Origin of the sequence: Thiomicrospira sp. S5 (assembly GCF_003991075.1) — a bacterium.
Lineage (GTDB): Bacteria > Pseudomonadota > Gammaproteobacteria > Thiomicrospirales > Thiomicrospiraceae > Hydrogenovibrio > Hydrogenovibrio thermophilus.
The window spans coordinates 2,048,240-2,060,801 of sequence record NZ_CP014470.1 but is presented as its reverse complement, the minus strand read 5'-3'; the positions used below and the strand labels follow the sequence as shown (position 1 = coordinate 2,060,801).

The window sequence follows — 12,562 nt, the reverse complement described above, 5'->3', positions numbered from 1 at the left end:
CTTTAGGGTGTGATTTCCGCAGGTGGTGTTTTGAGAACTTTTGTAGGAATATTGAATCGCTTATGCAGTCGAATATGCAGTGTAATCCATTGAAGCGCCGCTCAGGTGTGGCGTCGTTTTTCATCGGTCTCCTATTGATGTGGCCGATGCAAATGGCCCTGGCGGCCAAAGCTCAAGTGGCGGACTTGAACCGTTTCGTTTCGAATCTGGAAACCTTCAGCGCCAGCTTCGAACAAACTCAACCGGAAGAAAACCTGTTTGAAATGAACCGTTCCAAAGGGTATTTCGTCATGCAACGCCCGGGGCAACTGTTGTGGGTGTATGAAAAGCCGGACCCGCAGAAAATCATTTCCGATGGCCGAAATGTCTGGGTGTACGACGTCGAGCTGGATCAAGCCACCGTGCGCCCGCTCAGCTCGGTGGAAGCGGATTTTCCGTTGAGTTGGTTGCTGTATAAAGAACCGTTGTCGGAACGTTTCAATATCATTCCCGGAGACGTGCGCAACGGGGAAAGCTGGTTCAACCTGACGCCGAAAGACGGCACCTTTTTCCAAAGTCTGGACGTGGCGATTGCCGACGGCAAGATGACGCAGATTTGGATGTACCAATCCGTGGACAACATCACCAAGGTGAAGTTCAACAACATCCGTCAAAACCAGTCGGTGAACACCTCGGATTTCCAGTTTACGCCGCCGAAAGGGGTGGACGTCATCGGTCAGCCGGTGCGATAAAGGCCAGATAAAACGATGGAAACCCACGTTTACCAACCGCTTTCGGACCGCTTGCGACCGCAGGCGCTGGACGAATTTGTCGGGCAGACACACTTGCTGGGGCCGGGGCGCGCCTTATCGAAAATGTTTGAATCCGGCCGCATGCATTCGATGATTTTCTGGGGGCCGCCGGGCACCGGAAAAACCACTTTGGCACGGTTGATTGCCAAGCAGTCCGGTTTGCAGTTTTTAAGCTTGTCTGCGGTGTTGGACGGGGTTAAGGAAGTGCGGGCCGCTGTCGAGCAGGCCAAATTACATCGTTCCCAGTTTCAGGAAGGTTCGTTGCTGTTCGTGGACGAGGTGCATCGTTTCAACAAGGCCCAGCAGGACGCCTTTTTACCCTTTGTGGAAGACGGCACTTTCGTGTTCATCGGCGCCACCACCGAGAACCCGTCGTTTGAATTGAATAATGCCTTGTTGTCGCGGGCGCGGGTGTATGTATTGCGCTCGTTGGACGACGAAGATTTGGCGGAAGTCTTGGACCGCGCCGTCCGCTTGATGAGCGATGAAATGGCGCAAACACTGGTGTTGGAAGACGCGGCCAAGCAATCGCTGATTCAGTTTTCCGACGGCGACGCGCGGCGCTTGCTGAACTTGTTGGAACAGGCGGTGGATTTTGCCGAGTTCCGTGAGGAAGAGAATTCACCAGGCCTGGTGGTTTTGACCGAAGCCAATTGCCGTGAGGTGGTGCTGGGCGGCGTGCGACGTTTTGATAAAGGCGGAGAAGCTTTTTACGATCAGATTTCCGCCTTGCATAAGTCCGTGCGCGGTTCCGATCCGAACGCCGCCTTGTATTGGCTGACGCGCATGTTGGACGGCGGCGTGGATGCACGTTATTTATCACGCCGTTTGATTCGCATGGCCAGTGAAGACATCGGTAATGCCGATGTGCGCGCCTTGGAAGTCACGGTCAATGCGACGGAAGCCTATGAGCGACTTGGTTCGCCGGAAGGCGATTTGGCACTGGCGCAGGCGGCGGTTTATCTGGCGGTGGCTCCGAAATCCAATGCGGTGTACATGGGCTATAAAGCGGCTTTGAAAGATATCAAGGAACACGGTTCCTACGACGTGCCGCTGCATTTGCGCAATGCGCCGACCAAGCTGATGCAGAACATGGGCTACGGCGAGGGTTATCGTTATGCGCATGACGAACCCGAGGCCTACGCCGCCGGTGAAAGTTATTTTCCGGAAGAAATGCTGGAGCGCGATTATTATCAACCGGTCAACCGTGGCCTGGAAATCAAAATCGCCGATAAGATGCAGCGCCTCAGACAAATGGACGCGCAATCCCCAATCAAAAGGAGAGAGTCTTGATTCACTCGTTTCATATCTGGCAGTTGGTCGCCGTCGGGTTGGGCGGTTCCTTAGGCGCCATGGCGCGGTTTTTGGTGTCCAACCAGATGTATACCTGGTTGGGGCGGGATTTCGCCTGGGGCACCTTGACGGTCAATGTGTTGGGGGCGTTTATTATCGGGCTGTTGACGATTCTGATGATCGACAAGGTGCAGTTGTCGGTGGAAATGCGCTCCTTTTTGATTGTCGGATTCCTCGGGGCCTTCACGACGTTTTCGACGTTTTCGTTCGAAACCTATTCGTTTCTGCAAACCGGCGACGTGACCAAAGCCATGATCAATATCGTGGTGAGCGTTTTGTCCGGTTTGGTCGCCGTGTGGCTCGGGATTTTAGCTGGCAAACATTTTTTCAGTCCGTAAAATAGTCACCTATTCTGTGTCCACGATTTAATAGCACAACACGTTATTCACTTTTAATTAATTTGTTAGAGATTTTTTCATGTTAGATTCAAAATTGCTGAGAACCGATTTGCAAGCGGTCGCCGAAAAATTGAAAACGCGCGGCTTCGACGTCGATGTGGCGCGCATCGAGGCGCTGGAAGCGCAGCGTAAAGAACTGCAGGTGAAAACCCAGGACTTACAGGCCGAGCGTAACAGTCGATCGAAAGGCATCGGTAAAGCCAAAGCGGCCGGAGAAGATATTCAGCCGTTATTGGATGAAGTGGCGAATCTCGGCGAACAGTTGGAAGAAGCGAAAACCGCATCCGACGCCATTCAAGCCGAATTGGAAAATATCTACGGCGGCATTCCGAATCTACCGCATGACTCTACGCCGGTCGGTGCGTCCGAAGACGATAATGTGGAACTGCGTCGTTGGGGGCAGCCGCGTGAATTTACATTCGAGATCAAAGACCACGTCGATTTGGCCGAAGCGCGCGGCTGGTACGATAACGAAGCGGCCGTGAAAATCACCTCATCACGTTTCTCGGTGTTGAAAGGGCCAATGGCGAAACTGCAACGTGCCTTGACCCAGTTCATGCTCGATACCCATGCCGAAGCCGGTTACGAAGAAGTTTATGTGCCGTTTCTGGTGAATCAGGACAGTTTGTACGGCACCGGCCAATTGCCGAAGTTCGAAGCCGATTCCTATAAAATCGATAAACACGAAGAACACGACACTTCGGATCGTGATTTGTATTTGATTCCGACCGCCGAAGTGCCGGTGACCAATTTATTCCGTGATGAAATCATCGACGAAGCGCAATTGCCGTTGAAGATGACCGCGCATACGCCGTGTTTCCGTTCCGAAGCCGGTTCTTACGGGCGCGATACCAAAGGCTTGATTCGCCAGCACCAGTTCGAAAAAGTGGAGATGGTGCAAATCGTCCACCCGGAGCAATCCTACGACGCATTGGAAGGTCTGACACAGCAAGCGGAATTGATTCTGCAAAAGCTTGAACTGCCGTATCGTGTCATGGCATTGTGTACCGGCGATATCGGTTTTTCATCCGCCAAAACCTACGACTTGGAGGTCTGGTTACCGGGGCAACAGGCGTATCGTGAAATTTCCTCCTGTTCCAACTTTGAGGATTTTCAGGCACGTCGCTTGAAAGCGCGTTTCCGTACCGGACAAGACAAACCGCAATTGGTGCACACGCTGAACGGCTCCGGTTTGGCCGTCGGGCGCACGTTGGTCGCAGTGTTGGAGAACTATCAAAACGAAGACGGTTCCGTTACCGTGCCGGAAGCCTTGCGTCCGTATTTGGGTGGCGCAGAGCGTTTATAAGCCCGAATCGGCGCTTTCATCGTCTATATCGAAAACCACCAGGCCTGGTGGTTTTTTTATATGAGCCAAAAGACGGATTTCTGGGGTTTGAAAAGGTTCGGCCGCATTCGCTGTGTGTTTGGCGAGAGCGGTAAAAGGGCGAAGCTTTGGCCGCCGAAAAAGTTTTGTAAAAAAAGGGTAAAAAACGCCGGAAACGCTTGCAATTATCCGGCATCCCTCTATAATACGCACCTGATTTGGTGGACTGGCTGAGTGGTTGAAGGCGGCGGTCTTGAAAACCGTTGTAGGTTAGTAGCCTACCTGGGGTTCGAATCCCTAGTCCACCGCCATTTAATTTCAAAAGTTGTGTTATTTGACAGCTTTTAAAATTGCGATGGGAAAAGGCATTAAAAGCGCTGAAAATGGCTTGACAAGATGCTCTTAACTCCCTAGAATACGCACTTCATTTCGATATGCGCCCGTAGCTCAACTGGATAGAGTACTCGGCTACGAACCGAGCGGTTAGGGGTTCGACTCCCTTCGGGCGCGCCATTATTCCAAAGGCTTGTCATGGTTTCATGACAGGCCTTTTTTGTTTTCTGCTTCCCGAAAAAGGGATGTCTGTTTTGATTCAATCATTTTTGTTTCAGTAGGCTTGAGTGCTTTGTTGTTTAGGCCTTGCTGTCGGTCTTCTAATTAGTTGTATTTCCAAATAATTTATTATCTCGCTAAACTCTTGAGGAAGTCTTGACGCTTGGGTAGGAGGTTGTTAGGCTTTTAACCCTGTATATAAAAACCCTTGTTAAAGGTTCACTATGTTGCGCTTCTCCAAGATTCTATTTCCATTTATTGCTGTTGTACTTGCCGCCTGTAACTCACCATCCGAGACCAAACCGTCTGAAACTTCGGCTAAAGCGTCCAAGTCTAACGCCCATACTGATCCGTTTTATGCCCCTCTGAATGGCGTGCCGCTGAGCCAATATGAAAACGAAGGTGGCGGTTTGTTGAAGGTGACGGAAAAGAACGATTTTGATTTGTTGCTGACGTCTCCGGGAACAACGACCGTGGTTGATACGCGTGGCATGGTGTCTTTAGGTTTGGAGAGGGGAACCTTGTATAAACAGCGTTTTGAAGGGTATTTATGGCGCTGGCATAAACGAAACGACCCGATGCCGTATCTTGGGCGATTGACGATTCAACAAAAGAGTGGTCGAAAAACGGTGATTACAGGGTCTTTTTGGGCGCGTTTCTATGAAGGTAAGGTTTTTGGAAGCAGTCCTGCCAACCTGGGGACGTTGCGAGAGGGGTTTGTTGAGCAGTATGACACGAAAGGGCGCCTGGTCAGTCGGGAGTACCATGTTTATCGTTACTCCTGGCGCTATTCAAGTTTAATGAAGCGCAGTAACGCTTCGAGTTATAAATATTACACTCAAAGAAGACTGCCCTTTATCGAAAAAGAAACAGGGCAGAAGCCCTATTATGGCTCTATGCTCCCGCAATACGAATTTGTTTTGCCAAAACCTCAGGTGCTTGTGAAAGCCTTTCCGGATGACCCGAAACGTTCGAGCTATATTCGTGAGGAATCTTTGGCCAAGGCGTTAAAAGCGAAGCAGATTTATCCTCGTAATTTATTGATTACCCCGCCTAAACCGGCTTATTTGGGGCGGTATGACTTATCGGGGCGGACGACTAAGCGTGATCCAAATCGGAAATATTACTCTTGGGAGTCTCCGTTTGTGCGTGACTTAATCACCGAGACGACTTATTTACAATCCTACAATCGGAACACACCGGTGCTGACGTTGCCGTCGTATCAAAAAATGATTGCGACGATTAACCAACCGGAAAATGCGGCTTGTATGGGGAAAACCAAAGGCGTGGCGGTGTTGACGGGGCGTTGCGATGCGAAATCTCCGGTGTTTCCGTTAACGGTTTTGACGCAAATGCCCAATGACCAGTTTTTGATTAATGTCTGGACGGATGCGAATAAGCGCTCGACCTATTTGTTGAGCGGAACGCGGGATCTGGAAAGGGGCTATTATAAGTGGTCCGTGGATGCCTTTATGATTGAGAAGCCTTTTTCAACCAAAGAGACTATGCAGGCGTTATCGACCGGCAAGGATTCGACGTCCGTGCAGTTGGCCGGGTTTGCGGAAACGAAACAAGACCAGTTGGCCTGTCGTAAGATGGTTCAGGCTGTCCAAAGTGCGGAAAGTGCTTTGCAAGGTTCGATGGGGCTGGAGGAAAAGCTGGATAGCTACGAAAGAAATGTGGATATTTGGGACAATATGGGTTGGGCCGTCGAGAATATCAAGAGCGATTATTCGCCGTCCGCTTTATTCAAGAGTACGGTGTGGGACGATAGCGTTCAATTCGAAAAAGACTTCAAACAGACCGTTCAGCGTTTTACGCAAAACAAAAATGTTAATAACAGTGTGTGTCAGCCGGATAAGGCGCGAATGGAGGAGCTGACGGCGGCGCTTAACGCGCGTTCCAAGCAGATATCCGATACGCTGGATAGGTTGAATGACACTTATTATGCTCAGGCTCAGAAAAAGACTCGCGAAATTTATACTTGGCGCGGGCGACTTAAAGAAGCCAAACAACAAATGGCCATGAACCAACTTATCACCAAGATGAACCAATCCTTTGCAAGGGATGAGGCTTATCGTCGCAAGGAACGGGCGGAAATGGATCTGGCTGTACAAAGATCAAAAGATTCCGTAAAAGCGCAAATCGCCGAAGTGCAAGCCCGCAATAAAGCGTATTTTGATAATCAAAAACCGGTCTATACCCAAACCATTCCGGTGGTGGTGCCGGTGAAGCTCCCGAATCGCAGTTTGGACACCACGACGGTTGCCAAAGCCAAAGCGCCACAGCCGAAATCCAACTCACGCTTGTCCACAAAAGAAGCGATTGAACAGGCAAAAGCGAAAACGGAAAGCCTTAATCAGCCGGTTGACGTATCCCAAGCCGGTAAGAATGGAGCGGGAGTGGATAAAGCTCCTGAGGCATCGGGCGCGGATTCGGAGTCTTCCGTGCGTCGCGGTGATGGCGGTGCGGCCATGTGCGCGGTGGCCAACCGAAATAGCACCAATACCCCGAGTGATGAAGCTTACTATTATCACTATGGGCGAACCATTTCCCCGTTGCAGGCCGATAAAGACGTGCGGAAAAAACTGCCCGACCATTACTCGGAGGTGCCGTCTTGTTGGCGTAATAAAGAGGGGCAAGTGGGCGCGATGGTGGTGGTTGTCTATGGTGGAGAAGATTCTAAGGGAACCCCTTACCAGCGCTATGGTATGGGCTTTGGCCAGTCAGTGGACGCGGCCGAAGTCGATGCTGTCAAAAACTTGAAGATGCGGGACTGGAACTGGACGACAGCCAAAGGTTATCAAGTGGTTTTCTCTAAAAAGTATTAATCTTTCGTTCGGTTGTGACATCGTGTTTTGATGGTGGCTCTCCTTTCAATAAAACAATCATGTTGGCGCCGCTGTTAAAACCAAGCGTTCTGGTAATAAATGAAACGTTTCCTGCACCAAGTCGGTTCATATTGTGATTTTTTTTACCTCCCAGTAAAAAACGATTCCTATAACATTATGATTTAATAAAACTAATTTTTTTTGGTATGGCATATGTTTTACCAGTTTGAATTTGGTTTGATTATAGGAGGGGCGATTTTGGCAGATCTTAAAGTGTTATTGGTCAGTGACGACGTTGACAATGCTGGAACATTGAAATCTGGCTTGAGTCAATCCGGGGCGAATTACGTTGATGTAATGTCCGTTTCGGAGGACTTGTTGTCCAAACTATCGTCAGACGACTACGGTTTATTGGTGTTGGAGTGTAAGTTTCCGACCGAACGTTTCTTTGAAGCCTTTGCGGACATTTGCGGCGCCATCGAAATTCCAATCATTTGTTTCAGTAACGAGCGCGATTCGCGTGTCATCGCCAAATCGGTGGAAGCCGGTGTGGTGTCGTACATTGTGGATGATAAAAGCATCAGTCGCATTCAGCCAATTGTGGACGTGGCCTTGGCGCGTTTCAACGAGCGTAAGTCTTTGAAGAAGGAGCTGGCGCAATTGAAAGATAAGCTGGCCAAGCGCGCCTTGATTGAAAAGGCAAAAGGCCTGTTGATTCAAGCGAAAAAAATGACCGAGGATGATGCATATCATTACATGCGCAAGAAAGCGATGAACCAAGGGCGCCGCTTGACGGATGTGGCGCAAGAGGTGTGTGATGGCTTGGCGCCTTCATCCATGGCGGCTTCCGACTATGCCGCAGGCGGTCATTTTATGGCGTCTGGCGATGATGGAATGCGTCCGGTGGCGATGGGGCAGGATTGAGCTGAGCGTCGGATTAGAAGTTGAACGATTTAAATGACAGCGAATAACACTAATTTTCATATGCAGAGCCGAGAGCCGGTTGCCGGAAGCAAAACATTGAAGCTGGAAGACAAAAAGCTGTTTTCGGTCTTTCAGCCGATTTACAGTTTTTCCAATCAGGCATGTATTGGTGTCGAAGCCTTGGTGCGCGGTCGTTCGGTCGAGACCGGGTTTCAGATTCCTGTGGATGAATGTCTGGCTGTCCCGGAAGACATGGCGCAAGCTAAATTCAGTCATGCCTTGAATCGTCTGCATGTCGAGAACTGGCAGCAATCGCGTTTGCCGGACAGTTGGTTGTTTTTGAACCTGGATTTTGAAGGCGTTAACGACTTGAGCGAAATCTGTATCGAGCAGGTTTTGAAAGATTTGCGTGTCAAGGGGCATGAAATCGTCATCGAGGTGGTGGAAAGCGAAATCACCGACGAGAAGCTGTTTGAAGAAATTATTGCCACTTTACGTCGTTTGGGCTGCTTGATTGCGCTGGACGATTTCGGGGCGGGGCATTCCAATGTGGACCGTATCTGGAAGGCGCAACCGGACATTGTGAAGCTGGATCGCGGCGTGCTGCTGGAAGCGTCGAAAAGCCTGCGCAGCCAAAGTATTTTGAAGAATCTGACGCGTCTGATTAAAGAAGCCGGCAGTGTGTGCTTGTTAGAGGGGATTGAAACCAAAGAGCAAGCGCTGCTGGCGATGGATGTGGGCGTGGACTTGGTGCAGGGTTTTTATTTTGCCCGCCCGAGACAGTTACTGGATCAGGTCAAAAAGGGCCAGGCCTGCATTAAGGAAGTGATTGACGAATACCCGCTGTACATTCAAGAACAGCAGTTCATTAAGAATATTCAACGTCGTGGCTATGAAACCTTGTTCGAACGCGTCGATGACATTAACAGTTTCCGCTCACTGGAAGGTGAGATGGTGAAAAAGGTCATGGATTTGTCGTTCGTGAAACGTTATTTCATTTTGGATCAGGAAGGGTTTCAGGTCAGTGACGAGTGCAACTCGCCGGATGTCAGTGATCGAGTCGAAGTCTTGAAAAAAGGCAAAGGCCTGTGCTGGAAGAATCGCCGTTACTTTGTGAAGGCTTTTCAAACGCCGGGGCGGGTGTATGTGTCTCAGCCATATCGCTCGTTAATCGATATGCAATTGTGTTTTACCATTTCCAAACAGATTACATTGGATGAAGGCGAATTTGTCGCCTGTTTCGATGTGGTCTATCATGACAAATCCATGGAGTCGGTCCAGATTTCCGTGTAACCGCCGCCTTATTTCTTCTTTGGCGAGTCTCTTTCTTTTTTAGCGTGTTTTTGGTTCAAATTGGTGCATATTTACGGTTGATGGAAGGCTGTAAAAATTAAGTTATTGATACCGAATAGAAAATTTATTTTGGCTTGTATGTCGCTATTTACTTATATAAGTAAGAGGTGATGCAATGCAAGAGTTTATTAGCTTATACAATGAGCACAAACCGGAAATCGAGAAGTTTCTGGTGGAGACCATTTGTAACAACGCGCAGTTAATGAGCTTGGAAACAAAAGGGGCGCAGCAATTCTACACGATTTTCTCGTGTCTGGAATTGATTTACATTGCCGACTCCGAATACATTCAGACCTCTCCGAATATTTACAAAAACAAACAAAGCGATGCGGCCATCGGTAAAAACCGTTCCTATCTGGTGTCGCATGTCGATCATGAAGAACAAGGCGTGTCGGTGACGTCGCCTTATATCAGTTCGGCGACAGGGGAATCCTGCGTCACGGTGATTGTCAGTGCCAATGGCCGGTTCTTCTTTTTCGATTTCAATGTCGTGTCTTTATTGATGCGCCTCGGTTTGCTGGAGCTGCACCCGGTCTTCAATAAAGTGACCAAGAGCTTTTATTTGGCCATTGGTCTGTCATTAATGTTTTTCTCAATCATGTCAATCGGTTATGCTTTTTATGACTACTTCCTGCAATGGCGTCATCCCGACACCTATACGCTGGAAAGTGTGTTCAAACCGATTGTCGCTTTAACGATGGGGTTGGCGATTTTCGATTTGGCTAAGACCCTGTTGGAACGGGAGGTGTTCTTTAAAGCCTATTCGGACAAGAAGGACGAATCCCGGTTGCTCTCGAAATTTCTGATTGCGATTATCATCGCACTGTCCATCGAAGCCTTGATGGTGGTGTTTAAAATCGCGTTGAACGATCCGACCTTGATGCTGCATGCGCTGTATCTGATTATCGGTATCGCATTGATTATTCTGTCACTGGCGTTTTATTCCCATTGGGTGAAAAAAGCGCCTGGCAAACAAAACTGATTGAAGGGGAAAGGTGTGTCGAAGCTGATCATCTTTACGGATCTGGACGGAACGCTGCTCAACCATAACACCTACGATTACGAGGTGGTGCTACCGATGTTCGAGCGCTTGAAGCGGTTGGGCATTCCGGTGGTGCTCAATTCCAGCAAGACCTTGTCCGAACTGGAAGAGTGGAAATCCAAACTGAAACTGGACACGCCGGTCATTGCCGAAAACGGCGGTGTCATGACCGTGCCGGCCACTTCGTCGCAAGCTGCGGAAAAGGTGTTGATCGGCCATCCTTACAAAGACATTCGTTCTTATATCAAACATCTGCGCAAGCGTCACGATTGGCAATTTGAAGGTTTTGGCGATTGGACGCTGTCTCAAGTCATGAACCATACCGGCTTGCATCATAAAGAAGCCCTGTTGGCTACTGAGCGAGAAGTCACCGAACCGATTCTCTGGCAGGATTCGGACGAGAACCTGCAACGCTTTAAAGATGCGCTTGCCGAAGAACATCTAACGTTGAAAAAAGGGGGGCGTTTTTATCATGTGATGGGTAAACATGATAAGGCGGATGCCATGCATTTTTTAGTGAACAAAGAATATTTTTCCTGCGGGCGGGATTGTGTGGTGATGGCGTTGGGCGACAGCGACAACGACATCGCCATGTTGAATTACGCGGATATTCCGATTGTGATTTCCAACCCGGCCGGAAAAGGCATTGAAATACCGAGTGCGATTTACACCGATGCGGAAGCGCCGCATGGCTGGATTGAAGCGGTGGAAGCCGTTTTGGCGAAGCCCGAAAACGAATTAACCAAAAGCTCAAGGGGGAGTGTATGAGTGATTTCTTTCAAAACGGAACCGTTACGACGTTCCACAACATCACGGATCGTCCGGTTGATGACATGGAAGCGGAGCTGTGCCGTCACGGCAACAAAAAACCGTTAGGGCTGATTCTGCCGTCTTTGTTCAGCGAGCTGGAAGGCCCGGCTCTGGGCAACATTGTTGAAGAGCTGAAGAAGGTGCCGTATCTGAACCAAATCGTCATTGGTTTGGACCGGGCGGATGAAAAACAATTTGAATACGCCAAGGAATATTTCTCCGGTTTGCCGCAGGATGCCAAAATCATCTGGAACGACGGCCCGCGCATGCAGGTCATTACCAATAAATTGAAAGAAAAAGATTTGGCTCCCCGCGAGCGCGGCAAAGGCAGTAATGTCTGGAACTGCTTCGGGTACATTCTAGCCTCCGGCAAGGCCGAAGCGGTGGCGTTGCACGATTGCGATGTCGTCACCTATGACCGCAGTTTGCTGGCACGATTGATTTATCCGGTAGCACATCCGACCTTCAACTTCGTGTTCTCCAAAGGCTATTACCCGCGTTACTCGGAAGGCAAGTTGAACGGACGGGCCTCTCGCTTGTTGGTGACGCCGTTGCTGCGTGCCTTGAAAGGCGTGTTGGGGAATGACGACTTGCTGACGTATTTGGACAGTTTCCGTTATCCGTTGGCGGGTGAGTTCGCGATGGATGTGCAGTGTTTGAAAGAAATTCGTATTCCTTCCGATTGGGGGCTGGAAATCGGTGTGATGTCCGAGGTTTTGAAGAACTATTCCAACCGTCGCGTGTGTCAGGTCGACATCGCCGACGTCTATGACCATAAGCACCAGGACGTTTCGTTTGAGGACAAGCAAAAAGGTCTGTCGCGCATGAGTCAGGACATCGCCAAGTCGTTGTTCCGAAAACTGGCGGTGCGCGGACACCAATTCTCGCAAAGTACCTTGCGTACCATCCGAGCCAAGTATTACCGTACGGCGCTGGATCAGCTTGAATCCTATGCGTTCGATGCGGAAATGAACGGTTTGAAAATCGACTTGCACAGTGAAGAACAGGTCATCGAACTCTTCGCGCAGAACATTCTCGATGCCGGTAAGGCCTTTATCGAATCGCCGAGTGAAATTCCGTTCATGCCAAACTGGAACCGGGTGATGAGTGCCTGCCCGGATATTCTGGAGAACATTTACGAGGCGGTCGAAGAGGACAATAAATAGTCGACACTGAATAAGCCT

The 12,562-nt window shown here is 49.5% G+C and carries 10 protein-coding genes and 2 tRNA genes; all 12 read left to right on the top strand.

Features of this window, described 5'->3' with window-relative positions; all coding sequences use genetic code 11:
• The first annotated feature begins 62 nt into the window (after positions 1-62).
• Positions 63-731: an outer membrane lipoprotein chaperone LolA gene (gene lolA / locus AYJ59_RS09525; protein WP_237260318.1), complete on the top strand. Its 669-nt coding sequence runs from the start codon at positions 63-65 to the stop codon at positions 729-731.
• A 15-nt stretch (positions 732-746) separates the two neighbouring features.
• Entirely contained in the window at positions 747-2,084 is a 1,338-nt protein-coding gene (locus tag AYJ59_RS09520) for a replication-associated recombination protein A (protein WP_127119977.1), read from the top strand.
• Complete coding sequence (crcB, locus tag AYJ59_RS09515) at positions 2,084-2,482, top strand: fluoride efflux transporter CrcB (RefSeq protein WP_127120429.1); 399 nt, start codon at positions 2,084-2,086, stop codon at positions 2,480-2,482. Before AYJ59_RS09520 ends, crcB begins: the two co-directional genes overlap by 1 nt.
• Before the next feature lie 79 nt (positions 2,483-2,561).
• Positions 2,562-3,848 carry a serine--tRNA ligase gene (serS, locus tag AYJ59_RS09510; protein WP_127119976.1) on the top strand — a complete coding sequence of 429 codons (1,287 nt, stop codon included), beginning with the start codon at positions 2,562-2,564 and terminating at the stop codon, positions 3,846-3,848.
• A 238-nt stretch (positions 3,849-4,086) separates the two neighbouring features.
• A tRNA-Ser gene (locus AYJ59_RS09505) sits at positions 4,087-4,177 on the top strand.
• 125 nt (positions 4,178-4,302) lie between these two features.
• A tRNA-Arg gene (locus tag AYJ59_RS09500) sits at positions 4,303-4,379 on the top strand.
• A 263-nt stretch (positions 4,380-4,642) separates the two neighbouring features.
• Positions 4,643-7,249: a hypothetical protein gene (locus tag AYJ59_RS09495; RefSeq protein ID WP_127119975.1), complete on the top strand. Its 2,607-nt coding sequence runs from the start codon at positions 4,643-4,645 to the stop codon at positions 7,247-7,249.
• Positions 7,250-7,507: 258 nt separating this feature from the next.
• Positions 7,508-8,173 carry an ANTAR domain-containing response regulator gene (locus AYJ59_RS09490; RefSeq protein ID WP_164730763.1) on the top strand — a complete coding sequence of 222 codons (666 nt, stop codon included), beginning with the start codon at positions 7,508-7,510 and terminating at the stop codon, positions 8,171-8,173.
• A gap of 33 nt (positions 8,174-8,206) precedes the next feature.
• Positions 8,207-9,466 (top strand): sensor domain-containing phosphodiesterase, encoded by a 1,260-nt coding sequence (locus AYJ59_RS09485; protein ID WP_081836777.1) that lies wholly within the window; start codon positions 8,207-8,209, stop codon positions 9,464-9,466.
• A gap of 175 nt (positions 9,467-9,641) precedes the next feature.
• Positions 9,642-10,508, top strand: a complete 867-nt coding sequence (locus AYJ59_RS09480) for a hypothetical protein (protein WP_127119973.1) — start codon at positions 9,642-9,644, stop codon at positions 10,506-10,508.
• Between the two features lie 15 nt (positions 10,509-10,523).
• Positions 10,524-11,336, top strand: coding sequence for an HAD-IIB family hydrolase (locus AYJ59_RS09475; RefSeq protein WP_127119972.1), 813 nt, complete (start codon positions 10,524-10,526; stop codon positions 11,334-11,336).
• A complete protein-coding gene (locus AYJ59_RS09470; protein WP_029937606.1) occupies positions 11,333-12,544 on the top strand; it encodes a glycosyl transferase in 1,212 nt (403 codons plus the stop codon). The genes AYJ59_RS09475 and AYJ59_RS09470 overlap by 4 nt, the downstream gene beginning before the upstream one ends.
• Positions 12,545-12,562 lie beyond the last annotated feature (18 nt).